The sequence below is a fragment of the Marinimicrobium locisalis genome, assembly GCF_039822625.1.
GTDB lineage: Bacteria > Pseudomonadota > Gammaproteobacteria > Pseudomonadales > Cellvibrionaceae > Marinimicrobium > Marinimicrobium locisalis.
In genome coordinates, this window is record NZ_JBDLLG010000007.1 from 102811 (window position 1) to 128239 (window position 25429).

General features: G+C 57.0%; 17 protein-coding genes. 8 read left to right on the plus strand and 9 right to left on the minus strand.

Annotated features, from left to right (window positions below; translation table 11 throughout):
* The first annotated feature begins 79 nt into the window (after positions 1-79).
* Positions 80-3199 (plus strand): glycoside hydrolase family 9 protein, encoded by a 3120-nt coding sequence (locus AAE514_RS06565; RefSeq protein ID WP_347330726.1) that lies wholly within the window; start codon positions 80-82, stop codon positions 3197-3199.
* Between the two features lie 47 nt (positions 3200-3246).
* Here the strand turns inward: AAE514_RS06565 and thpR are convergent, their stop codons facing one another.
* The gene (gene thpR, locus AAE514_RS06570) at positions 3247-3783 is read right to left on the minus strand and encodes an RNA 2',3'-cyclic phosphodiesterase (protein WP_347330727.1); all 537 of its coding nucleotides are present in this window, start codon (positions 3781-3783) and stop codon (positions 3247-3249) included.
* A gap of 130 nt (positions 3784-3913) precedes the next feature.
* On the opposite strand from thpR, the gene AAE514_RS06575 reads away from it, so the two are divergent.
* Together AAE514_RS06575 and AAE514_RS06580 are read left to right on the plus strand one after the other, a co-directional pair.
* Positions 3914-6205, plus strand: coding sequence for a TonB-dependent receptor (locus AAE514_RS06575; protein ID WP_347330728.1), 2292 nt, complete (start codon positions 3914-3916; stop codon positions 6203-6205).
* Between the two features lie 23 nt (positions 6206-6228).
* Positions 6229-7542 carry a PepSY-associated TM helix domain-containing protein gene (locus AAE514_RS06580; protein WP_347330729.1) on the plus strand — a complete coding sequence of 438 codons (1314 nt, stop codon included), beginning with the start codon at positions 6229-6231 and terminating at the stop codon, positions 7540-7542.
* A 53-nt stretch (positions 7543-7595) separates the two neighbouring features.
* On the opposite strand, the gene AAE514_RS06585 is transcribed toward AAE514_RS06580, so the two are convergent.
* The 6 genes from AAE514_RS06585 to AAE514_RS06610 form a co-directional block, all read right to left on the minus strand.
* Positions 7596-9065 (minus strand): RICIN domain-containing protein, encoded by a 1470-nt coding sequence (locus AAE514_RS06585; RefSeq protein ID WP_347330730.1) that lies wholly within the window; start codon positions 9063-9065, stop codon positions 7596-7598.
* A gap of 250 nt (positions 9066-9315) precedes the next feature.
* On the minus strand, positions 9316-9753 hold the full coding sequence (locus tag AAE514_RS06590) for a DUF3429 family protein (RefSeq protein ID WP_347330731.1): 438 nt from the start codon (positions 9751-9753) through the stop codon (positions 9316-9318).
* Between the two features lie 3 nt (positions 9754-9756).
* A complete protein-coding gene (locus tag AAE514_RS06595) occupies positions 9757-10695 on the minus strand; it encodes a pirin family protein (protein WP_347330732.1) in 939 nt (312 codons plus the stop codon).
* 304 nt (positions 10696-10999) lie between these two features.
* Positions 11000-11602 (minus strand): SH3 domain-containing protein, encoded by a 603-nt coding sequence (locus AAE514_RS06600; protein WP_347330733.1) that lies wholly within the window; start codon positions 11600-11602, stop codon positions 11000-11002.
* A 165-nt stretch (positions 11603-11767) separates the two neighbouring features.
* Complete coding sequence (locus AAE514_RS06605) at positions 11768-12853, minus strand: hypothetical protein (RefSeq protein ID WP_347330734.1); 1086 nt, start codon at positions 12851-12853, stop codon at positions 11768-11770.
* Positions 12853-14100 (minus strand): hypothetical protein, encoded by a 1248-nt coding sequence (locus tag AAE514_RS06610; RefSeq protein ID WP_347330735.1) that lies wholly within the window; start codon positions 14098-14100, stop codon positions 12853-12855. The genes AAE514_RS06605 and AAE514_RS06610 overlap by 1 nt, the downstream gene beginning before the upstream one ends.
* Before the next feature lie 436 nt (positions 14101-14536).
* Between AAE514_RS06610 and AAE514_RS06615 the strand changes: the two genes are divergently transcribed.
* The gene (locus AAE514_RS06615) at positions 14537-15706 is read left to right on the plus strand and encodes a sterol desaturase family protein (RefSeq protein WP_347330736.1); all 1170 of its coding nucleotides are present in this window, start codon (positions 14537-14539) and stop codon (positions 15704-15706) included.
* 155 nt (positions 15707-15861) lie between these two features.
* Here AAE514_RS06615 and AAE514_RS06620 read toward each other — a convergent pair whose 3' ends face one another.
* On the minus strand, positions 15862-17037 hold the full coding sequence (locus AAE514_RS06620) for a phosphoglycerate kinase (protein ID WP_347330737.1): 1176 nt from the start codon (positions 17035-17037) through the stop codon (positions 15862-15864).
* 166 nt (positions 17038-17203) lie between these two features.
* Positions 17204-19201: a transketolase gene (gene tkt / locus AAE514_RS06625; protein ID WP_347330738.1), complete on the minus strand. Its 1998-nt coding sequence runs from the start codon at positions 19199-19201 to the stop codon at positions 17204-17206.
* Positions 19202-20061: 860 nt separating this feature from the next.
* Between tkt and AAE514_RS06630 the strand changes: the two genes are divergently transcribed.
* From AAE514_RS06630 to metF, 4 genes are all read left to right on the plus strand, one after another.
* Entirely contained in the window at positions 20062-21093 is a 1032-nt protein-coding gene (locus AAE514_RS06630) for an ArsR/SmtB family transcription factor (RefSeq protein ID WP_347330739.1), read from the plus strand.
* Positions 21086-22246: a methionine adenosyltransferase gene (gene metK, locus AAE514_RS06635; protein ID WP_347330740.1), complete on the plus strand. Its 1161-nt coding sequence runs from the start codon at positions 21086-21088 to the stop codon at positions 22244-22246. Before AAE514_RS06630 ends, metK begins: the two co-directional genes overlap by 8 nt.
* Before the next feature lie 128 nt (positions 22247-22374).
* Positions 22375-23775, plus strand: coding sequence for an adenosylhomocysteinase (gene ahcY, locus AAE514_RS06640; protein ID WP_347330741.1), 1401 nt, complete (start codon positions 22375-22377; stop codon positions 23773-23775).
* Positions 23776-23861: 86 nt separating this feature from the next.
* Positions 23862-24710, plus strand: a complete 849-nt coding sequence (gene metF, locus AAE514_RS06645; RefSeq protein ID WP_347330742.1) for a methylenetetrahydrofolate reductase [NAD(P)H] — start codon at positions 23862-23864, stop codon at positions 24708-24710.
* Positions 24711-25429: the final 719 nt, after the last annotated feature.

Sequence of the window (25429 nt, forward strand, 5' to 3'; positions counted from 1 at the left end):
CCAGACCGCCCCCGGCCACCAAAACGCTAACGAGTGGCCCCAAAAAATGATAAACAGGAACGATAAACAGGAGAGTCCAATGAAAGTCCAACCTTTAAAGGCAATGGCGGTGCTGGCGCTCGGTCTCGGCGCCACCGCTTCGGTCAATGCACAACAATACGGCGAGGCCCTGCAGAAATCCCTACTGTTCTACGAAGCCCAGCAGGCGGGCCCGCTGCCCGACTGGAACCGGGTCGAGTGGCGGGGAGACTCAGTCCCGGATGACGGTGCCGACGTGGGCCTGGACCTGCGCGGTGGCTGGTTCGACGCCGGTGACCACGTCAAATTCGGCTTCCCCATGGCAGCCACCACCACCCTGCTCGCCTGGGGCGGCGTGGATTACCGCGAAGCCTATGAGCAGTCGGGCCAAATGGAGCATTTGCTCAACAACCTGCGCTTCGTCAATGACTACTTCATTAACGCCCACCCCAGCCCCAATGTACTTTACGGCCAAGTGGGCCTGGGCACCTTGGACCACAGTTTCTGGGGTCCGGCGGAAGTGGTCCATCACAAGATTCCCGAATCCCGAGAAGCCATGAGGATCGACCTGGACTGCCCCGGCCCCGACCTGGCGGCGGAAACCGCCGCGGCCATGGCGTCCTCCGCCATGGTGTTCGAGCCCGAAGACAGTACCTACGCGGCCACCCTGCTGGATCACGCCCGGGAGTTGTACGAGTTTGCGGAAGCCACCACGGGCGAGGACGGCACCGACAACGCCTACTCCAACTGCATTACCGACGCTCAGCAGTTCTATAACTCCACCTACGGCGTCTACTGGGACGAAATGGCGTGGGGCGCGGCCTGGCTCTGGCGCGCCACCGGCGAGGACCAGTACCGCGAACGCGCCTTGTACTACTACGACCAGATGGGGTTCGAGAACCGCACCGAAACCCCGGTGTACACCTGGTCGCTCAACTGGAACGACAAGGCTTACGCCGTGTACGTGATGATGGCCGACCTGATGGGGGATGAGCGTTTCCACGAAGACGCCCAGCGCTACCTGGACCACTGGAGCATCGGCGATGGCACCCGCACCCCCGGCGGCATTGCCGTGGTGGACAGCTCCGGCTGGGGCGTGAACCGCTACGCCGCCAACCTGGCCTTCCTGTCACTGCGCTACGCCGATGTTATCGGGCCCGAGCACAGCCTCTATGACCGCTACCAGGACTTCGGCAAGCAGCAGATCGACTACATCCTCGGGGACAACCCACTCAACCTGAGCTACCTGATCGGGTACGGCGACGACTACCCCACCAACGTTCACCACCGTGGTTCCCACGGTTCCTGGGCGGACAGCCTGGAAGTGCCCGAAGAGCAGCGCCACGAACTGATCGGCGCCGTCGTGGCCGGCCCCGACAACGACACCAACTACACCGAGGACCGGGGCGACTACGTCATGAACGAGGTCGCGGTGGACTACAACTCCGGCTTTACCGGCGCGGTGGCCGCCCTCTACAACGACTATGGCGGCGAGCCGCTGCCCGAGAGCGAGTTCCCACCCACGGTGACCCCCGAGCCAAATGAGTTGCTGATCGGCGCCCAGGTTAACAGTAGCGGCCCCCGCCATATCGAAATCAAAGCCGTGCTGCAAAACCGCACTACCACGCCGGCCGACGGACGGGATGACTTGTACTTCCGCTATTTCTACGACCTGAGCGAAGTCTACGCCGCCGGCTACACCGCCGAGGACGTCACTCTGAGCACGGCCTTTTCCGAGGCCACCTCGGTCACCGGCCTGCACGCCTGGGGCGACCCGGCGGACAACATCTACTATGCGGAAGTCAGCTTCGCCGGCGATGTTATCTTCCCCGGCGGCCAATCCGCCCACCGGCGCGAAGTGCAGTTCCGCGCGTCACTGCCCACCACCACCGACGCGGCCGAGTGGGACAACAGCAACGACCCCTCCTGGGACCCGGTGTACGAGAGCACGTCCGAGCAGTACGGCGCGACCGCCCCCCAGATCGCCATCTACGGCGATGAAGGGCTGCTCTGGGGCGAAGAGCCCGGTGGCGGTTGCGGCGGCGATACCGGTGTGAATTGCGCGCCGACCGCCGCGGACGTCAGCGTCACCACCGACTATGAGATGCCAGTGTCCATCGCACTCGAAGGCAGTGATTCCGATGGCAGCATCACGGGCTATCAGGTGGTGAGCACGCCAAGCAATGGCACCCTGAGCGGCAGCGGCTCGAGCCGCACCTATTCGCCGGCCGCCGGTTTCTCTGGCAGCGACAGCTTTACCTATACGGTAACGGACGACGCCGGGGCCGAGTCCGGCGAGGCAAGCGTGACGATCACTGTCGAGGAACCGGCCTTCCCGAGCATCGCCATCGACGCGCCCGCCGACGGCGCCGAAGTCAATCCGGGGCAGAGCTTTACCCTGGATGTCAGCCTGAGCAATGCCGCTTCCATCGCCGTGATGGTGGATGGCAATGCCGCCGGAGCGTTTGGTCCGGGGGAAACCATTGACCTGACAGCACCCGCAACGGTAGGTGCCTTTGAGGTATCGGTCACTGCCCAGGATGCCAACGGCAATGCGCTGGACGCCACCGACAGCGCCACCTATTACGTGGTGACCGCGCCGGTGAACACGCCGCCAGAGGCCTGCTTCACTTATAGTCCATCAAGCCCAGAGGCCGGCGAAACCATCACCTTCGATGGCAGCTGCAGCGAGGACGCCGATGGCGATGAGCTGTTCTACAGCTGGGATTTTGACTCGGATTATTTAATGGCGGGTGAAGTGGTGGAAAACAGCCTGCCGATCACGGGGGAAATACCGGTCACACTGACTGTCATTGATGACACGGATAGCGACAGCATCACCCAAATGATCACTGTCGAAGCCCCGAACACCGACGAGGAGACTCAGTGCGAGTTTGTCATTCAGTCCGAATGGAACAGTGGCTACGTCGGTATGATTCGGATCACCAACAATGGTGACAGCCCGCTCGAGGGTTGGCAGGTCGGTTGGGAATTTACCGACGGCTCCAGCCTGCAAAACAGTTGGAATGCCACCATCAGCGGCAGCAATCCCTACAGTGCCGAGGCGCTGAGTTGGAACAGCACCGTGCAACCAGACCAAACCGTAGAGTTCGGTCTGCAGGTGAGTAAAGGCCAGGAAGATGCCGAGATTCCGGCGCTGACCGGCACCACCTGCGAGTAAAGCAAGAACGAAGGCACACGGACGTGCCTCCGATCTCCCTCCGTTAGTTAGAGAGTCCCCACCGGAAAGCGCTCAATCACTTCATAGCGGGCGCCTTCATCGCTCAAATGGCTGGCAAACAAGCACAACTTCTCTGCGGTAAAGCTGGGCGAGAGGTACTCTTCGTTCGCCTTGAGGAACTCTTCCACGGAGACCGCCTTACGCCCAAACCGCGCCAACGTCACATGAGGCTGGAAATCCCGGTCGTCCTGCTCCAACCCCACAGCCTCCAGGCGATCTCTTAGGGTGTGGTGCCAGTGCTGTAATAGTGCCGCTGGCTCGACCATTGCCCACAGGGCCTTCGGGTGCTTGGGGGAGCCAAAGACATTAACGCCTTTCAACCGCAGAGACACCGGCTCTAACGGCGGGGATTGCAGGCGGTGCCGGAGGGTCTCAAGCGTATCGTTGTCCACCTCACCGATAAAATTCAGGGTTAGGTGTAACTGCTCGTTCGTTTGCCACCGGGCCTCCGAGGGCTGCTTGGGCAACGACTGCAACGATTGTTTAACATCTTCAGGCAATTCAATACCAAGAAACACTCTCACTAGCATCCTCCTCTGGGGCTGTCGGCTCGACGCAAACTGTGACACCGTTTGCCCAGGTGCGACAATTTGTCACTGTGCGACCGTTCTGCCGTTGACTATGCTGCGACTCGCCAATAACAGGAGACGCATCGTGTTCCACATTCACAAGCATAGCATTCTGTGTTGTACCGGACTGGCGCTCTTCACTCCCATGCTGCTTGCCGAGCAGGCCATTCCTATGCTGGCCATGGAGGAAGTGCGCGTCTGGGGCGAACGCGGAGACGGCAACGATAACCAGCCCCCCGGGCCCCGCAGTGTCATCACACCGAAGGACGTTCAGGGCATCAATATCGCGACCACCGAAGACCTGGTCAAATTCGAGCCCAGCCTGGTGATTCGCCGCCGCTTTGTTGGCGACGCCAACGGCACCTTAGGCATCCGCGGCTCCAATATGTTCCAAACCACCCGCTCCATGGTTTTTGCCGACGGCGTACCGCTGCACTACTTTCTGGAATCGCGTTGGAGTGGCGCCCCACGCTGGACGCTGGTGTCCGCCAGCGAAATCGCTCAGGTGGAGTTGCTTTACGGGCCTTTCTCCGCCGAGTACAGCGGCAATTCAATGGGAGGGGTGATCAACATTGAAACCGCCATCCCGGAGTCCCGTCGCGTTCATATCGACGGCAGCCTGTTCTCGCAGAGCTTCGACGCCTACGGTTTTGACGACACCGTCAATGGCTATAAAGGCTTCGCCTCCTATGGCGACCGCTTCGGCGATTTGAGCGTTTATCTTTCCTACAACCACTTGGAAAACGAAGCGCAGCCCCAGTCCTATTACTACGGTGGCGGCACCCAGGACCCATCGCCCCAACCGGTCAGCGGTGCCATTCCCGGGCTGGACGACGAGGGCAGCGAACGGCTGTTTTTCGGGGATAGCGGCGTGGTAAATACCACCACGGACAATATGAAGGTGAAACTCGGTTACGACTGGGAGCGCTGGTCCACCCTGGTGAATATTGCCTACGAGGACCGCCAGTCCCGAAGTGACGATGCGAACAGTTATGTGGAGGACGCGGACGGCAATACCTTTTGGGGCGGCGCGGCGCGCCAAAACGGCACGGCCTTTTCCATACCCGCCTCCCGCCTTAACGTCAGCTCAATGGAGCGCGACACCCTCTCCACCGGCTGGCGCGTGCGGGGCGAGCTGGCGGAGGGTCTCTCTCTGGAGACCAGCCTGAGTCACTTCACCATCCTGCGGGATGAAAGCCGGGAGTCCGCGGTCAACCCGGCGCACCCCGAGGCGTCATTGGCGGGACAGGTCAGCGACTACGGCGATACCGGTTGGCAAACCGCCGAGGTTAAGCTGAACATTGAAAACTGGCTGACCGAGGGGCTGTCTTTAATCACTGGCGTCCGCACCGAAGCCTATGAGTTGAACTTCAACGTTTACGGTTCCGACAACTATCTGGCCGGGAAAAAAACCGAAGCGGTAAGCCGCAGCGGTGGGGAAACCCGAATCGACGCTCTCTATGCCCAAGCCACCTGGGAGTTTCACCCCCGGTGGGATACTACCCTGGGCCTTCGCTACGAAGACTGGCAAAGCGAGAACGGTTACTTTTCCGACGACCAACCCGACACACCGGCGCTGGACCTGACCCCGGTACCGGGCAACGATCGACAGAGGGTGTCTCCCAAGTTTTCCCTCGGTTTTTCGCCCACAAATGACTGGCAGCTGCGGTATTCACTTGCTCAAGCCTATCGCTTTCCCATCGTGGAAGAACTGTTCAGTCAGTACCGAGCCTACAACGCCGTCAGCCAGGCCAACCCGGAGCTGAAACCGGAAGATGGCGTACACCAGAACCTAATGCTCGAACGCCAACACAACCACGGGGTGGTGCGCTTTAACCTATTTCAGGAAACCATCGAAGACGTAATTGAATCCCAAACGGAGCTGCTCCCGGGCGGTGGCTCAGTGCGCACCTTTGTGCCGATTGACGAAGTAAATACCTGGGGCGCCGAGTGGATCGCCGACCTGCAAGGGCTTTGGCATCCGCAGTTGGACCTGCGGTTCAACCTAACCTACACCCGCGCGGAGATTACCGAAAACGAACCCAACCCGGAACTGGAAGGAAACACCTTTCCGCGCATGCCGCACTGGCGGGGAAACTTGCTGGCCACCTATCACCTCACTTCGAAATGGGACACCAGCGCCAACGTTCAATACGCCAGTAATAGCTACGGCAACCTGGACAATAGCGATACGGTGGACGAAGTCTACGGCGCGCAGGACAGCTACGCTTTTATCGGGCTAAAAACCCGCTATGAGCTGGATGAACGCTGGAGCTTCAGCCTGGGCATGAACAACGTCACCGATCAACGAGCCTATGTTTCCCATCCCTGGTCGGGGCGGACGGTATATGCCAACTTTTCCTATGACTGGCAATAACAACAACGCTGAGCGTAAATGCGATGAATCAGGCCATTTTTCCCAAGACTAGATCCACCAACACCAAACAGTGGTATCGGACAATTTGGCGCTGGCACTTCTACGCCGGCCTATTCTGCATTCCGTTTATCATAACGCTCGCCCTCTCCGGCGCAATCTATCTATTCAAGCCGCAAATCGATCAGTGGAATGAGCGACACTTTCAAAACCTCTCGAGCGTCGACACTCCCGCGGCACCACAAACGCTGATTGATGCGGCGTTGAACCACCTACCCGGCAGTACTTTTCAAAGCCTGAGGCTACCCAAAGATATAGACGATGCCGTGGTGGTCAGTACAAACAAAGACGGCGAACGCTTTCTGACCTACGTCCACCCTAGCAACGCCGAAGTACTGCATCAGGACGGTTACGACAACCAGTTTATTCGTCAAGTTCGAGCCTTTCACGGTGAACTTCTGGCCGGTACGACGGGATCGATTTTTGTGGAGCTGGCTGCCTGCTGGGCCATTGTTCTGATTCTCACTGGCCTCTATCTCTGGTGGCCGCGCTCCGCCAAAGGGCTGGCCGGCGTATTCTATCCACGCCTATCCAAAACCGGGCGCGCTTTCTGGCGCGACCTGCATGCGGTCACCGGTTTCTGGATTTCTCTGATGGCTCTGTTTTTGTTACTCAGCGGCTTGCCCTGGAGCCTGGTGTGGGGCAGCGCCTTCAAGGAGGTGCGCCAGTGGGCCGAAGGGCCGGTACAGCAAGACTGGCAAGTTCGCTCCAACGAGCACCAACATCACCACCTGCAAGGCTCGACGGATCGACCCTCACTCGATGCGAAGATCCTCAACGCCGCCCAGGCGCTACAACTCGCCCCGCCCGTGGAGCTTTCCTGGGACAAGGGACTTTGGAAAGCCGACTCGCAGCACCAGAATCGCCCACTGAGAGCGACCGCCTGGCTCGACCCGCAAACCGGTAACGTGGAAGAGCGTAGCGGGTTTAGCGACAAAGGCACCGTCGACAAAGTGGTGGGCATCGGCGTTGCCGCTCACGAGGGACAACTGTTCGGTTGGTTCAACCAGTTTTTGGGTGTGATAACGGCCCTCGGGCTCGTTGCCTTGGCCGCAAGCGGTTTCATGCTTTGGCGCAAACGGAAACCGGAAAACGCATTGGGGGCACCATCAACACTGGATCAGCACAAAGCGAAAATTGTCGGCGTTGGAGTTCTAGTATTGGGGGTTTTTCTACCCTTGGTGGGAATTTCCTTAGTCGCGCTTTGGGCTTTGGAGTGGTCGGTGATCCGGCGGGTTAAGCCTTTGGCCGTTTGGTTGGGAGTACAGAGCCACACTTGATCCAACAACGGCGGGTGCGCGCTTCGCGCTTACCCGCCGTCTCGGCCGTCCGGCTACTGTCGAATCAGCTCAAACTGTTGGTTGGTATTGCCGGAAATGCATTCCCACTGAACCAAGTTGGCACCGTCGTCCTGGCTGATGCCTTCCACATCCAGGCACTTGGAACTCTGGCGACCGACAATACGCCAGCGGCCTTCACCCGCACTCTGGAAGCGGAACTGCTGGTTGTGACCACCGAGGTACTCCCACAGCATAATGTTGGCGCCGTTGTCGGTGGAGAAGCTGTCCACATCCAGCGCGAGGCTGCCGGCGTTCACGGGAGAGATGCGATGGTAGTCCCCATCCACCGGGTAGATATTCCACTTCTGGCAGTCATTGTTGAGCCAGGTCCACTGTTGGACGTTGGTGCCGGTGCTATTGCCGCAGTTAGCCACATCCACCGCCTTGCCACTGTGTACCGGCACGATGCGGTAAATACCATCGATGGTGCCGTAATTGTTGCCACCACCACCGCCGGAGCCCCCACCGGGAGAGGTGCCCACATTGTCACAACCCGAAACGTTGATGCTGGAGCTGTCGGTGCGTACCAGCTGGCAGTTAGGGTTACCGTTGGAGACCGAGCCACTCAGTACGTGCGTGTTGGAAGCGTCCTCAAGAAAAATACCGTGGGAGGTGGTGTTGGCAATGTCGACCGAGTTCACGGTGGTACCGTGGCTGTCGGAGACACTAAAGAACCCGCGGCCGGAGTTGCGCGAATAGACGCTATTCACGGTGACATTGGGGCCATTGTTATTGGCCACACGGAAGGTGGCGTAGCCGCCGCCCTGGTTGTTGTAGTGGCCCGTAACGTTGCCCACGGTGCCATTGCGGGAATTGTTGAGCAAAAGACCGCAGCCGCCGTTGTTGGTGACCGTCACATCTCCAATGTTAAACCCATCCACGCCATAGGTTTCCACCCCGTGGCCCTTGGCGCCGTTGATGTTGATATTGCCGGCGATGGTCAGGTTAGTGGCGGAACCGGTGGAATCATCCACGCGGATGCCCAGCCCCACCGGATTGTTGTTACTCAAATCCATGGTGATATTTTCCAGGGTCACGTTGGAGCAGCCCCGAAACCAGATGCCATAGCGCGGGTTCCCCGTCACGTGCAAGTTACGCACGGTGATGTTATCGCGCCGGTCGCAATACACCGGCACCACCAAATCGCCCCCATTGGCATTGACCGTGTGACCGTGAAAGTTCAGGGTTTGCCCCGCTCGCGGACGAATCGAATACACGCCTCCACCGTCGGGGCCACTGTCGCCGGAGTTGCGAATATTCACAACGCCGCCGCCCATATTGTTAATAGCCGCATTGATCGCATCAAAATAGCGCCCGCCCTGGTAGACCGTATTGCCGTCCACCCGCGACAGCCACTGCCCGTTGCTGCGGGTGACTTCGGCATCGGCCCAGAGACCGGGCGATAGGAACATCAGACAAACGAAGGCGACTAGCGGCGATTGCCGCAGAAAAGTCTTGAACATAGGTTCTCTCTCCAATTTTTATAACGTTGTGTTGTCGGTGCCTTAACCTTAAAACCTTAAGAAGCACCGACCCGACGAGAGATACCGCTTGCGGGGACGACTATCGCCCCATTGGGGCGCCCCCACTCCGGTCGGGAGGTCGACCCTACAAAACTTTTGAGATTATTTGTATTACATTAATACCATCCTGTGAAACCGGTCACACAACCCGAACGTCAGGCAGAATCACACGAATGATTAAGGCGACGCCCTACCACGCCAGGGTATAAAGCAAGTGCATCAACACCACCACGCCGGTCAGCTGCCAACGCAGTACGACGTAATACGTCGGGTACCGGCGGTCCACCCCCGCCAAGTATTCAAACAGCCGCAAGCCGAGGAACAATGCAGCCTGCAAGACCAGCCATCGGGCGGGGACCATCAATGCGAAACCGAGAAAACTGACCACGGGAAAGGCCACCGCCACCAGCGCCTGCCGGCGGGCGGCCCGGGGGCGATAGAGTACTGGCCAGAGCACCCCCGCCATAAACCCCAGAATTAGCGCGCTATAGAGCTGGAACAGCCGCAGTGCCGGCCCGAACCCCATCAGCCCGGTGGCGCTCAGCAGCGGCAGTAGAATAAAGGGAATTAATCCCAGGTACCCCAACCATTGCAGCAGCGTTAACTTAGGTCGCGTGAGTATCGCCATGGGTTATTTCCAGGGAATAGGGGGCGCCTCAAGCGGGTCCCCTTTATCGCCGGGTACGGACCCGAAGCGATCATTGCCGGAGGCCCAATCCGCCCGAGCCCGGGCAATCTCCTCGCGGCTGTGGCCAACAAAGTTCCACCAGATGATGATTTCTTCGCCCAGAGGTTCGCCCCCCAGTAACAGCAAACGCGTACCGGCGCCGAGGGAGACGGATACACTGTTGCGCCCACCACCGATGTACGCCAGCTCGTTGGTCGCGAGCACATCCTCCTCCACTGTCAGCCCGCCCTCCAGGGCCACAAGACCGTACTCGAATTCCGGGTCCAAAGTGAGGGGGAGGTCCGTGGCCACATCGGCCCGGTACTCCACCGCCACCAGAGGGCTGTAGCTCAACGTCGGCGCTTTCTGCCCGGCATATTCCCCCACCAACAAGGTGGCGTCGATACCAGCCTCCTGCCACTGGGGCAGGCAGGGGTAGTGGTCAAAGCGCGGCACGGTGTCTTTATGGGCTTCGGGCAGTGCAATCCACAGCTGGGCTGCATGCATCACCGGCTCGGGCCCCGTAGCCTCTTCGGTGTGAGCGATACCCCGGCCGGCGGTCATCAGGTTCACCTGACCGGGGCGAATCACCTGCTCGCTTCCCAAGCTGTCTCGATGCAGCGCTTCGCCGGCGATCATCCAAGTGAAGGTTTGCAGGCCTATGTGTGGATGCGGCCCCACGCGAAAACCGGGGGCGTCCTCGGGAAAGTGGCTGGGCCCGGCGTGATCGAGAAAGCACCAGGCCCCGATGGTTCGCCGCTGCCGGCGGGGCAGGATGCGGTTAACCGGAATACCGCCCACCGCCGCCGCTCGGGGCGTGACCCGCTGGATTTGATAGCGGCCGTCCACCCTGGGGCACTCCAAAGACGAGGCCGGTTCCCCCGGCCATTCGGTGTTGGTCATGTCAATGTCCTCTCTACTAGGGCGGCGGCCAGGCTGAGCCGCGTCCTCTCCCCGTGAGTGTATGCCTAATACCAACTACGAGTAAAAGAAAGGTGGGTGCGGTGCATTTGGCGAATGCGGAGTTCGGCATTCAAAGCGCTAATTTTGTCAGGTGGCGCCTTGGGCTTACCTGACCTACACGGCACGTTATTGTTAACCGTAGGTCAGGTAAGCCCAAGGCGCCACCTGACAAAGTCGGACTAAAAAAAGCGGCCTCAGTCCGATGAGAGCGTACTTGGCCCTTCACCGGGCGCTAGCCCTACCACTACTGAGGGTTACAGCAACCTGTAAGAAAGCGGCCTTCAGGCAGCTCAATCCCCACTTCATAATCGTAGAGCCTATCACTCATATCGTCATTACACTGCTCGGTTTGCTTGAGCATCATTCGCCCCTGACTCGCTCCGTCGCCAAAACGAAACAGCCAAGCATTCGTGTGGTTCTGTGATTGGCTAATATTCAACGTTGCATAGTCTAATTCAGTTTCTCCCATATCAGAGAAAACAATCTCCCCATCTTTTGCCTCCAGTGACCAAAAAGGCTCTGTCCCCAGGCATTTCAGTGGTTCACTAAAGCTGGCGAGTTTGGCTGGCCTTACGTAATGTTTGTTAACCCAACCGACAAGGTCGCCACTCTGAACCGGAAGCCAATTGGATTTGCTGTCCTTTAAGGCGTCGTCTCTGACCTTAACTCCAGCTTGGTTATAGCGCAGTTCTCCTAATTTTTCAGAGGCGACATCGGGTTGACTTCGAACCGAAAGAGTATCGTCCGAATCTACATTGGTGACGTCCACCCACTTATACCCAACACTTTCATTGCTGCAGCCTAATGATATTACGGCAACCAAAAAAATGAACGTTGCTTTTTTCATCGTGCACCTCGAACCCCGCTTTTAACCTCTCGCTTACCTTCCCGAAACTACGTTAAAAGCAATCTTTAGGGAACCTTTAATAATTGCTTTCGGCCTCTGGCTTTCAGGAATTTCCCAGCTAGGAGCGCGATGCAGGAGGCCTCAATCAATTTTCAGAGGTGCCCTCTAGGCGATCAGATGCTCTGTGTCTTTCAAAAATTCGCGAGGCTCTACGTCCAGGCGCTCTAAGACCTTACGCCAGCATTGAACGTTCGTCTCTTTCTGCCGCAAATAATCCTGGACAGCCTTCTCTCTCCGATTCAACACTAAACCGGGGCTAAGCGGGAACCTCGCACCCAATGGATTCTTATAGTCGAACCAAAGACGCTCATTGAAATAAGTCGACTTCTCCTCCAAACCACCCCAGCCCAACTGAATATGCGACTCATCAAACCCGATGTTGTTCCAGTCAAATAGGCCTGTTTCGTGAGAGGCCCGCTCTCCATTTCGACGAACAAAATCAGAGTATGCCTTCATGCCATCACAAGGGCCCGATCTGAACGTTGACGCCACTGATTCGACCAAGTATCGAGCCACTTCCGGAGAAACCGCATTGATACCCTTCGAGGACCTTACATCCACATCCACCTGAATCTTGAACGCCAAGTGACCGGCAATTGGCGTGATCATATTCATGCTTATATTGGCGTCAACCGGTGATTTCCACCTCACTCGGTGAGGGTTGGGGTGCGCCACAGTTTCAATATCCGAAAACTCCCCGTCACCTAAGCCGCGATAAAGATGGAAGTACTGAAGCCAGTAGCGACCAGCGATGGCTCCATATCGAAGCCCAAACCCACGTCTACTGATCTGAAACAGGGGATTATCGACAGCATGGTGAACAAAGTCGTGGTATTCAGCCAACTTCAAGAGCTCATCAGGCCTGTCAGCCACGCCGGAGAACGATGGATACTTCAGAAAACTAGCATGAAGATTGAAGTTCAGCTTAGTGGTTGAAAAAATTCTCCCAAGAGTTCCATCATAATCAAGGATTTTACAATAGCGACCACATAGAGCGGATCCATCCTCCGGGTCCGACACACCCTCTTCATGGAACCGGAGGGGCTGATTCGATAACCTGAGATAATCCTGATAGGATGAATCTACACAAAATTCGATCGAAAGCTCCTTCTCAAGAAAACGGTTTAGTTTGACTAAAATACTTTTTTTAGGTTTAAAGCGACTCAAACAATTTCTCATCTTGCTGTCCATCAAGCAACCTCCTTATGCTGAACACTCACCATTCTCTGTTTATAGAAACTCCGAATGTATCCCTCTTGGTGTTTCTTGTGCTTTCTTTCGTACAGGCCCACCTGAGACCGAACCCAATTGTAGTAAAACGGGGAGCGCTTCTCAAAAAGCACCCACTCCACTTCGTCTTTGCACCGTTCCCTCAGAGACTTAGCAATCTGGCCCCACCCCAACATTGGGATGTACGCGGCTTTATGCTCAGTAAATGTAGGCTGAAAATCCGACCACTGTACTAAGGACGAAGGATGAAAATCACTCGCACCGGCAACACTCCAACGACGAGCCGTTTCCCGACAAAACTCTATCAGATCCGATAGTGAAGGCCCCTCGTCACAAACGCCAATATCGAACGTCAAGGAAACAACACTAGAATTATCAATGGGAATGTAGGCAACCAAGGAGTAATCGAAATGATGGCCAACAAACTCCAGGGTTACAACTGGAACATCGCTTCGAATATAACTATGAAGGGCTGTTAACTCAGGAAACCTGAATCCATATACCAAAGAAGATCGAAAAATGGCTTCCGTCGCCAAGCAATCAAGCAGTCGTTCGTAGTGATCATGGCTTGCAAGCGGGTCAAGACATTCTTTGGAGTAGCAATCAACCGATAGTTGCACATCAGCGACAGGAGCTTTTCGTTTGGCTTGAAAAAACCAGCAGGTGTAAAACTTCTGCGTTTTGGTAATTCCAAGCTCCTCTATATACTCTTCCCTGCCTGTTTGTCGGTAATTACCCATCCCTCCATTATTACTTTCCTCTAGTGCAGGATTATTCCGCGGAAGCGTCAACGAGAGCGTCGCCCCAGAGTCAATAGGGAGCTCTACTTTATAACGTTTTCGGTTGCTGGGCCAAAGGACTTTTCCCATTCCGAGGCAATAGGCTAATGGTTTTCGATAAAAGCTCCAACCAATAAGGGCATTGGAGAGTACTTTATGAATCAACTCCCAAAATAAATAAAGCAGCAGCAAGTAAAACGAAATGGACTTTCCCATTGAAAGACTGATAGCCAAGGCCAGAATGCCCATAGGCAATAAACGGGAAATGGAGTAAATTCCTTTTCCGGAAAAATTACTTCTTATCTCAACCCAGACGATAACGGAGCAGGCCACTAAGAGGAAAGAGCCAATTCCAATAAAAATCCAAGCGAACCCACTTGCAGCGATGGACTCCCTCCACAGGTTTATTAGCGTATTAAATATTTCCATAGCACTTCCTTATTCTTTAGAATATCGAACTTCACTAAACGTTTAACGTCCTTGGCTCAGCCTCGCCAGGGGTTGGCCTGCATTTTTACGATGCATGTGGCCCGCGAGCCCCCAGGACAGCGGCATATTACATGAGTCAAGGCTGAACGAAAAGTAATCCTACTGCCGGGAAACGGAATCTCGAGGAGAAGCCGCCAAGCTCGTCCTTAACTGCATTTGTGAACCACGTCACAGTTCCACTCGGATATGCTGACAAATCATTCCTTAACAGTTAAAGTTTTTGCGCGTAGCGAGTACCGCTATTCTGGGTAGGCGGCGAAACGTCAAATGACCGAGCCAACTCCAGGCAATGGCAGACACGACTTGGCCCATCCGCCCTGCGCTTCGGAGACCCGCCCCACCCAAGGCAAGCGAAAAGAAAGGAGTTTTACATACCATGGATACCGACTACGAATACAAGGAACGTGTGCCCGAGCGGTTTGTTGAGCGAGAGCTGCGGCTCGGGGAAGGCAGGATCAGCGGCATCAGCTCGATTACTCTGGGCATTTTAAGTCTGCTGGCCGTTCTGGCCTACCTCTATCCCTCCTACCTCACAACGGCCGAATTGCGGCAAGTGTATGACGGGGAGCAGTTGCAAATACTGCTCAAGTACGGAATCTACTTCTCCATCCTGCTGGGTAGCCTGACGTTTATTCTCAACCGTGGCCTGTATCGACATCTGGGAAGCTTCGGCATCGGCTTTAGCCTGATCGCGTTGGCGTTGGGCGGTTATCGGGTTCCAGTGGATTCGGTGGAGCCCCGTGAACTTTCCTTGAGTGTGGACTGGTTGATACTGGCTTTTCTCGGGTCGGTGGTGATTTTTCTGACGCTGGAAAAGCTGCTTCCCAAATACAAAGAACAGGTCATTATGCGCCCGGAGTGGGACGTGGACCTGTTCTATTTCTGTTTTAACCATTTGGCTATTTCCGCCATACTGATTTTTTCCAACTATCACGCCAGCCATTTCCACTGGGCCGTCAGCGATGACATTCAGAACGCGATCCAGTCGATCCCGGTCTGGCTGCAGGTGGTGCTGATCATTCTGTGCGCGGACTTTGTGCTGTATTGGGAACATCGCGCTTACCATGAAATAAAACTGCTGTGGCCCGTCCATGCGGTACATCACTCGGTCGAACATTTGGACTGGCTTGCCGGTTCGCGGGGGCACTTTGTTCAGGTGTTCTCTGAGCGAGCCATGGTGATGATACCGCTGTACCTACTGGGGGCGGATCAAACTGCGTTAAATGCTTATGTGGTATTCGCAGCCTTGCAGGCGGTGCTGATTCACTGCAATACGCGGTTGCCCTTCGGGCCGTTGAAGTATGTGTTCGTGACGCCGCAGTTTCATCACTGGCATCACGGCTCGGAGAAGCCGGCGATCGACACGAACTATTCGGCGCATACGGTAATTTTTGATCGGTTGTTCGGGACTTATCATTTACCCGGCGAGCATTGGCCGGCAGAGTACGGCACCACAAAGCGGTTACCGAGGAGTGTGGTGGGGCAGACGTTGTATCCGGTGGTGGCGCATTTGAAGAAGCAGGGTTCGGGGAGCTCAAAAGAGTAATTTTGTCAGGTGGCGCCTTCGGCTTACCTGACCTACACGTCGTTCTCCAGCCGTAGGTCAGGTAAGCGCGAAGCGCGCCACCTGACAAATCGCCCCTACAAAAAAGGCGGCCTCGGTGTGAGGCCGCCTTTTTTGTGCCCGCGTTACGACGGTGGTTAATCGTTTGCGCGCTGCTCCAGGATTTCCACGGCGGGCAGGGCTTTGCCTTCCACGAATTCGAGGAACGCGCCACCGCCGGTAGAGATGTAGGAGATTTTGTCGGCCAGGTCCCACTTGTCGATGGCTGCAAGAGTGTCACCGCCTCCGGCGACGGAGAAGGCGTTGCTCTCGGCAATCGCATCGGCCACTACTTTGGTGCCCTTGGCGAAGGCGTCGAACTCGAACACGCCGCAGGGACCGTTCCACAGAATGGTTTTGGCGCCCTTGATGATGTCAGCTACCTTTTGGGCCGTTTCCGGACCGTAGTCGATGATTTCTTCATCGGCGCCGATCTCGTCGACCTTTTTCACTTCGGTCGGAGTGTCGTTGGCCCAGTCATCGAAGCCCGCCGTAGTGGTACGCACGTCGGTAGCGTAGATCACTTCAGTGGTGTTGGTCAGGCGCTGAGCTTCGGGAATCAAATCCTTCTCGTGCAGGGAGTTGCCCACTTCATAACCGGCCGCCGCGACGAAGGTGTTGGAGATACCACCGCCGACCACCAGGGTATCGGAGATCTTGGACAGAGAGTCCAGCACACTCAGCTTGGAAGAGACTTTGGCGCCGCCGACGATGGATACCAGCGGGCGCTCCGGCTTATCCAGCACTTTACCCAACGCGTCCAGCTCGTTGGCCAACAGCGGGCCGGCGCAGGCGATGGGAGCGTACTTGGCCACGCCGTGGGTGGAGGCTTGGGCGCGGTGGGCGGTGCCGAAGGCGTCCATTACAAACACGTCGCACAGCTTGGCCATTTTCTTGGCCAGTTCGTCGTCGTTGGCTTTTTCGCCTTTGTTGAAACGGACGTTTTCCAGCAGCACGACGTCGTGGTCGCCCATGTCCACGCCATCGACCCAATCGCGGATCAGCGGCACGTCTTGGTTCAGGTACTCGCCCATGGCCGTGGCCACCAGCGCCAGAGAGTCCTCTTCGTTGGACTGACCTTCTTCCGGGCGGCCCAGGTGGGACATCACCATGACCTTGGCGCCCATTTCCAGGGCCTTCTTGATGGTGGGCACGGCGCCTTCCAGGCGAACGGTGCTGGTGATTTTGCCGTCGCGAATCGGCACGTTCAGGTCTTCGCGGATCAATACGCGCTTACCGGACAGATCCTGGTCTTGCATACGTTTTACGGTCATGAATCGCTCCCATTGGTTTGTATTCAGAGTGGCCGGGCGTTTTCCCGTCCACCGGAAACAAGTAAGCCCGACAACGGGGTTGTCGGGCTAATGATACCGCATTAGAAGATGCGGTCGCCGAGCGCGATATCAACCGGGCAGGCCCGAATGATATCGCTCATGCCGTTTACAGCAGGCCTTCGGCGGTCTTGGCGATGTTTTCAGCGGTGAAGCCGAAGTATTTCATCAGGTCACCGCCCTTGCCGGATTCACCGAAGGTATCCAAAGACACGGTGTCACCGTCCAGGCCAATGTACTTGCGCCACTGGTCACCGTGAGCGGTTTCCACGGCCACACGCGCGGTTACGCTGCGCGGCAGAACTTCTTCTTTGTATTCAGTGCCTTGCAGATCGAACAGGGTGGTGCTGGGCATGGAGACCACACGTACCTTGCGACCCTTCTCAGTCAGCAGATCGGCCGCTTCCAGAGTCGGAATCACTTCGGAACCGGTGGCCATCAGAATGACTTCCGGCTCGCCTTCGCAGTCGCGCAGGATATAGCCGCCACGGGCAATGGCTTCCACTTGCTCTTCGTTGCGCTGAACCGGCTCCAGGCCTTGACGGCTGAAGACCAGTGCGCTCGGGCCGTCTTTACGCTCGATCGCCATTTTCCAGGCGGTGGCGGTTTCGGCCGCGTCACAGGGGCGCCATACAACCATGTTCGGCGTGGCGCGCAATGTGGCCATGTGCTCGACCGGCTGGTGAGTGGGGCCGTCTTCGCCCTGACCGATAGAGTCGTGGGTATAAACGAAGATGTTGGGCACTTTCATCAGCGCGGACATGCGCACGGCGTTACGGGCGTAGTCCATAAACATCAGGAAGGTGGCGCCGTAGTTGATAAAGCCACCGTGAGCGGCGATACCGTTCATCATGGCGCTCATGCCGAACTCGCGCACACCGTAGTAGATGTAGTTGCCGGAGGCGTCTTCTTTGGTGATGGGCTTGGAACCGGACCAGATGGTCAGGTTGGAGCCGGCCAGGTCGGCGGAGCCACCCAGCAGTTCCGGCAGGAGCGCACCGTAAGCTTCGATGGCCTTCAGTGAGGCCTTGCGGCTGGGCATGGCTTCTTGCTTTTCCTGACACTCTTTAATAAAGGCGTCGGCCTTGGCGGCGAATTCTTTGGGCAGCTCGCCCTTAATCACGCGACGTTCGAACTCTTCCGCCAGCTCCGGATGCGCTTTCTTGTAGGCATCGAAACGTTCCTGCCAAGTGCTCTCGGAAGCGGCGCCTTTCTCTTTGGCGTCCCAACCTTTATAGATATCGTCGGGCACTTCGAACGGCGCGTGGGTCCAGTTCAGTTCCTTGCGGGCCAGTTCGATTTCTTCCTCACCCAGCGGTGCGCCGTGTATGCCCTGGGTACCGCGCTTGTTGGGCGAACCGAAGCCGATGACGGTCTTGCAGCAGATCAAGGAGGGCTTCTCAGTCTCTTTCTGCGCTTCTTCGATAGCGGCCTTCACGGCGGCGGGGTCGTGACCGTCGACGTTCGGGATCACGTGCCAGTCGTAGGCTTCAAAGCGCTTGGGCGTGTCGTCGGTAAACCAGCCTTCGACCTTGCCGTCAATGGAGATGCCGTTGTCGTCGTAGAAGCCGATCAGCTTGCCCAGGCCCAGAGTACCGGCCAGGGAGCAGGCTTCGTGGGAGATGCCTTCCATCAGGCAGCCGTCGCCCATGAAGACGTAGGTGTGGTGGTCGACGATGGTGTGGCCTTCACGGTTGAACTGAGCGGCCAGACTCTTCTCGGCCAGCGCCATGCCGACGCTGTTGGCCAGGCCCTGACCCAGCGGGCCGGTGGTGGTTTCAACACCGGGGGTGTAACCCAGTTCGGGATGGCCCGGGGTTTTGGAGTGCAGCTGACGGAAGTTTTCCAGCTCTTTCATCGGCAGGTCGTAGCCGGTCAAATGCAGCAGGGAGTAGACCAGCATGGAGCCGTGGCCGTTGGACATGATGAAGCGGTCGCGGTCGGCCCAGTAGGGGTTGGCCGGGTTGTGCTTCATGAAGTCGTTCCAGAGGACTTCGGCGATGTCCGCCATGCCCATGGGCGCGCCGGGGTGGCCGCTTTTGGCTTTCTGGACCGCGTCCATACTCAGGGCGCGAATGGCGTTGGCAAGTTCGGTACGAGTGGGCATGTTGTGAGTAGCTCCTTCGATAATGGTTGGATGTTCTGGAATCTTAGGGCCTTTTGGTGGCCCTTTTCTTTCAGGCCTGGGGCTTTTCAGGGCGTTAGCGCTGAAGGCTCTCCAGGGCTTTCTGTTCACACGCGGTTGTTGGACGCCAGACTTTCATTGCTGTGCGATTGTCGACCTCGTCTGGTGCCGGCGGTTCTTTTAAACCGCTAAGGGCCTCTTAAAAGTCCGCGATTGGCTTTTTGAGGCCGCTAATTGTATGACATTTGGCGGCATTTTTTAACTCTAGCCGCTCAAATAGGTTGTGGAGATTTCAGAGCGCGCTATTTTCCCCTACCCGGAGCGGACAGTAAAGCCTTGTTATAGTTTTTATGACTATTATAGAGGTGCCCATATCCTTGTGAAAGGGGGTCAAGTCCGGTCAGGGGTTGGGTCTACCCTTCATAGACCCGCCGTGAACCCGTCCATGGGGGCTTCTCATCGGCATCCATGCCTCAGAGAGTCTATGAAGGGTAGACCCAACCCCTGACCTCAGTGCCAGAACCACCCAACCATACCAACACGTAGGGTGCGGTAAGCGCGAAGCGCGCCACCCACCATTTCGAGTTAATTAATACCTGGGAGGTGGCGGCCTTCGGCCTTACCTCCCCTACGAGCCTCAAAATGTGGCACTGAGGTCTGCGGTGGGGTGGACTGTTCCCAGACCGTGGAGCGGGGGACCCGCGATTCGAGCCCCCAGGGAGGGGTTTACGGCGTGTCTGGGAACAGTCCACCCCATCGCAGACCGGATTCCCCAAAACGCTCACCAAGACTATATCAAAATATTTTGATATAGATAAAAACTCCTGCTAGACTCCCGCTCTATGAATCACGCTCAAGCACTCCCACCCGAGGACACCCTCGCCCCCCAGACACTCCCGCAGCTGCTCAAAGCCGCGGGCGACCCCCTTCGCCTGGACATCCTACGGGTCATGAAACGGGACTCCTTCGGGGTGCTCGAGCTGTGCCAGCTGCTCGATTGCAAACAATCCGGCATGAGCCACCACCTGAAAGTGCTCACCAACGCCGGGCTGCTCACCTCCCGCCGGGAGGGCAACTCCATCTTCTATCGGCGCGCCTACCTCGCTCCGGAAAATCCGCTGCGCGAGCTGCAACAGCAACTGTTCGCCACCCTGGACGCCGAACCGCTGCCGAGCGAGTTGATCGAGAGACTGAGCGAGCTTCGGCGTGAGCGAGCGCTCGCTTCGCGAGATTTCTTTGCCGACAACGCCCACAAGTTCCGGGCGCAACAGGACCTCATCGCCAGTTACCCCGTCTACGCCGAACAGATCGGCCAGCTGCTCGCCAATACGCCGCTGCAGGATCGCCATTTGGCACTGGAAGTCGGGCCGGGGGAAGGCGAGTTTTTGCCGGCGCTGGCCAAGCGCTTCAAGCAGGTTGTGGCCCTGGACAACGCCTCGAAGATGCTGGAGCAGGCTCGGCAGCTCGCTGAAGAACAGCGCCTGAAGAACGTCGAATTTATTCTCGGCGACACCCGGCGACTGAAAGAGCACAAAGTGCTGGCGGACTGCATTGTGGTGAATATGGTGCTGCACCACACCCCCTCGCCCGCCGACATTTTTCAGGATTTGAGCGGCGTACTGGTGCCCGGTGGCGCTCTGCTGGTCACCGACCTATGCCGCCACGAGCAGACCTGGGCGCGGGAAGCCTGCGGCGATCTCTGGCAGGGTTTTGAGCCGGACGATTTATCCCTCTGGGCGGGCGATGCCGGCCTGAAGGAAGGCCAGAGTGTTTACTTCGCCCTGCGCAACGGTTTTCAGATTCAACTGCGACAGTTTTTTAAACCTTCATCATCCGACTCTTTTCCATCCGTACAAGGAGCCAAACATGGCTGAATATTCGTTGTTTACTTCGGAATCCGTCTCGGAAGGCCACCCCGACAAATTGGCGGATCAGATTTCCGACGCGGTGCTGGATGCCATTCTCAAAGACGACCCCAACGCCCGCGTGGCCGTGGAAACGCTGGTCAAAACCGGCATGGCCATCGTCGCCGGCGAAGTGCGGACCTCGACCTACGTCGACCTGGAAGACTTGATTCGCGATGTCATTCTCGATATCGGCTACAACTCCAGCGATGTGGGCTTTGACGGTGCCTCTTGTGCCGTGCTCAATGCCATCGGCAAACAGTCCGCCGATATCGCCCAGGGTGTGGATGAAAACGAAGCGGAATCCAAAGACCAGGGTGCCGGGGACCAAGGCCTGATGTTCGGCTACGCCACCGACGAGACCGACGTACTGATGCCGGCCCCCATCTACTTCGCTCACCGCCTGGTGGAAAAACAGGCGGAGCTACGCCGAAACGGGAGCCTGCCCTGGTTGCGTCCCGACGCCAAAAGCCAGGTCACTCTGCGTTATGAAAACGGTAAGCCGGTGGCGGTGGACGCCGTGGTGCTGTCCACTCAACATCACCCGACCGTTTCCCAGGCGCAAATTCACGAGGCCGTGCGCGAGGAAATCCTCAAACCGGTGCTGCCGGAAGCGTGGCTGCATGACGATACGCGCTACCACATCAACCCAACCGGCCAATTTATTATCGGCGGCCCGGTGGGTGACTGTGGCCTGACCGGCCGGAAGATCATCGTGGATACCTACGGCGGCATGGCCCGTCACGGGGGCGGCGCTTTCTCCGGCAAGGATCCGTCCAAAGTGGACCGCTCCGCCGCTTACGCCGGCCGCTACGTCGCGAAGAACATTGTCGCCGCCGGGCTGGCCAGCCGTTGTGAAATTCAGATCTCTTACGCCATCGGCGTGGCCGAGCCCACGTCCATTTCGGTGAACACCTTCGGCACCGGTAAATTACCGGACGACGAGATCGCCAAACTGGTGCGCGAACACTTTGATCTGCGCCCGAAAGGCCTGGTCGACATGCTTGAGCTGAAGCGCCCCATCTACCGGGCCACCGCCGCCTACGGGCATTTCGGTCGCGAGCTGCCGGAGTTTACCTGGGAGAAGACCGACAAGGCGGAGTTGTTGAAGAAGTATTTGTAGTACAGGGGCCTATACGGTAGGTGGCGCTGCGCTTACCTACCCTACGATTCCGTGGCGTAGGGTAGGTAAGTGAAACGCCACCTACCAATGCACCGAGCCGAATTCATACATTAGACCGGAGATACTCCATGAACATCGCCGCGAAATTTACCGACTACAAAGTCGCCGCCAAAACCGCTGAAGAGTTTGAAAAGCAAGCCCAATGGGGCCGCCGGGAAATCGACATCGCCGAAGGCGAAATGCCCGCGCTGATGGCCCTGCGCCGCAAATACAAAGCGGACAAGCCACTCGCCGGCGCCAAAATTATGGGCTGCATCCACATGACCATCCAGACCGCCGTGCTGATTGAAACCCTGGTGGAACTGGGGGCGGAAGTGCGCTGGGCCTCGTGCAACATTTTCTCCACCCAGGATCACGCCGCCGCCGCCATCGCCGCCGCGGGCGTGCCGGTCTTTGCCTGGAAAGGGCAGAGCGAAGAGGAGTTCTGGTGGTGCATTGAGCAGACCATTCTGAAAGACGGCAAGGTCTGGGATTCCAACATGATTCTGGATGACGGCGGTGACTTGACCGGCCTGATGCATGAAAAGTATGCCGAGCAGCTGGACAAAATTCACGGCATTTCGGAAGAAACCACCACCGGGGTGCACCGGCTGCTGGATATGCTGAAAAAAGGCGAGCTGAAAGTACCGGCCATCAACGTTAACGACGCCATCACCAAAAGCAAGAACGACAACAAATACGGTTGCCGTCACAGCCTGAACGATGCCATTAAGCGCGGTATCGACCACTTGATGGCCGGCAAGAAAGCCCTGGTCATCGGCTACGGTGACGTCGGTAAAGGCTCCGCCGCCTCCCTGCGCCAGGAAGGCATGATCGTGAAGGTCACAGAGATCGACCCGATCTGTGCCATGCAAGCCTGCATGGACGGTTTTGAGGTGGTATCACCCTACAAAAAGGGCGTGAATACCGGAAAAGATTCAGACATTGATAAAGTATTGCTGGGCAATACCGACCTGGTGGTTACCACTACGGGCAACGTCAATGTGTGCGACGCGCCCATGCTCAAGGCGCTGAAGAGCAGCGCCGTGGTATGCAATATCGGTCACTTCGACAGCGAGATCGATACCGCCTACATGCGCGAGAACTGGCACTGGGAAGAAATCAAACCCCAAGTGCACAAAATCTACCGTGACAAAGAGAGCAACGACCACCTAATTCTGCTTTCCGAAGGCCGCCTGGTGAACCTGGGCAACGCCACCGGGCACCCCTCGCGCATTATGGACGGCTCCTTTGCCAACCAGGTATTGGCCCAGATGCACCTGTTCGAGCGCAAGTTCGCCGACCTGCCGAAGGACCAGAAGAAAGAACACCTGTATGTAAAGGTGCTGCCCAAAAAGCTGGACGAGGAAGTGGCCAAAGACATGGTGGAAGGCTTTGGTGGCGTAATCACCAAGCTCACCCCAAAGCAAGCCGGGTACATCGATGTGCCGGTGGAAGGGCCGTTTAAGCCGGAAAGTTATAAGTATTGATTGAGCAGGAAATAAAATGGTAGGTGGCGCTGCGCCACCTACCCTAAAAACCCAAAACACGACATTAAAAACAGAGCTCCACCAAAATGACCGACAACGATCAACCGCGCCTGAGCTTCGAATTCTTCCCGCCCAAAACCGACCAGGGCCGGGAGAAGCTGCTCAATGTGCGCAAAAAACTCTCCGAACTCGAACCGGATTTTTTTTCCGTCACTTACGGCGCCGGAGGTTCCACGCGGGATAACACCAAAGGCCTCGTGAAGCATTTCAAAAACGAAGGCGTGCCGGTGGCCCCGCACCTCTCCTTCGGTGGCGATGAAGAGGAAACCATCAAGGCCCTCATCCAGGAATACAAAGACGCCGGCATCGACCGCATCGTCGCCTTGCGCGGCGATATGCCCTCGGGCGTGGGCGGCGGCTACCAGATGGTCTATGCCAATGAGCTGGTTGCGTTCATCCGCAAGCACTTCGGCAACCACTTCCACCTGGAAGTGGCGGCCTACCCGGAGATACACCCCCAGGCCAACAGCTACGATGACGACATCAAATTCCTGAAGGGCAAATTCGAGGCGGGCGCCGACAGTGCCATTACCCAGTACTTCTACAACCCGGACGCCTATTTTTATTTTATGGATCAATGCGCTAAGGCCGGCATTACCCAGCCGATATACCCGGGCATTATGCCCATCATCAACTACAAGAATCTGACCCGCTTCTCCGACGCCTGTGGTGCGGAAATCCCTCGCTGGATGCGAAAGCGCCTCGAAGCTTACGGCGATGACAGCGACAGCATCAAAGCCTTCGGCGAGGAGCTGGTCACCGAGCTGTGCGAAACTCTGCTGGAGAATGGCGCACCGGGAATCCACATCTATACCATGAATCAGTACGCGCCAACGGCGAATATTGTGAACAATCTGGGGCTACAGCCGGAATAAGTCCCCATGCGACCTTCAAGTAGGCCGGATCGACAAAGCTCAATCCGGCCCACTCGTCGGTTAAGCCCGCCCTCCATAGTAGAAACTACCTACGCACTCCCAGCCGCCCCTCTCAGTCAGAAAACTGGCACCCACCACCCCTCTATTGATCAAAACGCAAACACCCGACAAAAAACCGACACTTCTTTCGGCGTCAATTTCCCTATACACATCTCATTGAAAAATTAAACGTAAAAAAGTATTTGCGCAGGATAGGGGGCTCCGCTAGCCTTAATTAGCTAGTGAGAAAATATAACCACCGAAGGGGGCCGGATTTGCAGGAAGCGCTAAAGGCGTCACTAACAAAACCCGTTGATAGTGCTCGTTTAAACAATTTGGACGTGTCAAGCTGCCTCGATGCGCTTGAACGCAATACTCATATGTTATCGCTGCGTCAGTGGATCGGTCATGTTAACCCGGCGGATTACAACGTCGGCTGGGCGGTTCAACCGATACGGTGTTTACGTCGACATCACGATGCCTACCCAATCCTCCAAGCGTTCGTCCACGAGCCCGAAGACGGGTGGGCTGCCCCGTGATGGAAGACGATGTGCTGTCTTTATGCAGCAATAAACTAGTTACCATGAAGCCGGGGGGGCTCTGGTACATCAATGTCAACAATACCCACAGTGTTTGGAACACGGGGACAGCGGATTGAATCAACCTACTGATCAACTGTG

Coding starts and splice junctions, on each gene's coding strand:
- AAE514_RS06565 (WP_347330726.1), top strand. CDS start 80: ATGAAAGTCCAACCTTTAAAGGCAATGGCGGTGCTGGCGCTCGGTCTC.
- AAE514_RS06580 (WP_347330729.1), top strand. CDS start 6,229: ATGAATCAGGCCATTTTTCCCAAGACTAGATCCACCAACACCAAACAG.
- AAE514_RS06585 (WP_347330730.1), bottom strand. CDS start 9,065: ATGTTCAAGACTTTTCTGCGGCAATCGCCGCTAGTCGCCTTCGTTTGT.
- AAE514_RS06590 (WP_347330731.1), bottom strand. CDS start 9,753: ATGGCGATACTCACGCGACCTAAGTTAACGCTGCTGCAATGGTTGGGG.
- AAE514_RS06595 (WP_347330732.1), bottom strand. CDS start 10,695: ATGACCAACACCGAATGGCCGGGGGAACCGGCCTCGTCTTTGGAGTGC.
- AAE514_RS06600 (WP_347330733.1), bottom strand. CDS start 11,602: ATGAAAAAAGCAACGTTCATTTTTTTGGTTGCCGTAATATCATTAGGC.
- AAE514_RS06605 (WP_347330734.1), bottom strand. CDS start 12,853: ATGGACAGCAAGATGAGAAATTGTTTGAGTCGCTTTAAACCTAAAAAA.
- AAE514_RS06610 (WP_347330735.1), bottom strand. CDS start 14,100: ATGGAAATATTTAATACGCTAATAAACCTGTGGAGGGAGTCCATCGCT.
- AAE514_RS06615 (WP_347330736.1), top strand. CDS start 14,537: ATGGATACCGACTACGAATACAAGGAACGTGTGCCCGAGCGGTTTGTT.
- AAE514_RS06620 (WP_347330737.1), bottom strand. CDS start 17,037: ATGACCGTAAAACGTATGCAAGACCAGGATCTGTCCGGTAAGCGCGTA.
- tkt (WP_347330738.1), bottom strand. CDS start 19,201: ATGCCCACTCGTACCGAACTTGCCAACGCCATTCGCGCCCTGAGTATG.
- AAE514_RS06630 (WP_347330739.1), top strand. CDS start 20,062: ATGAATCACGCTCAAGCACTCCCACCCGAGGACACCCTCGCCCCCCAG.
- metK (WP_347330740.1), top strand. CDS start 21,086: ATGGCTGAATATTCGTTGTTTACTTCGGAATCCGTCTCGGAAGGCCAC.
- ahcY (WP_347330741.1), top strand. CDS start 22,375: ATGAACATCGCCGCGAAATTTACCGACTACAAAGTCGCCGCCAAAACC.
- metF (WP_347330742.1), top strand. CDS start 23,862: ATGACCGACAACGATCAACCGCGCCTGAGCTTCGAATTCTTCCCGCCC.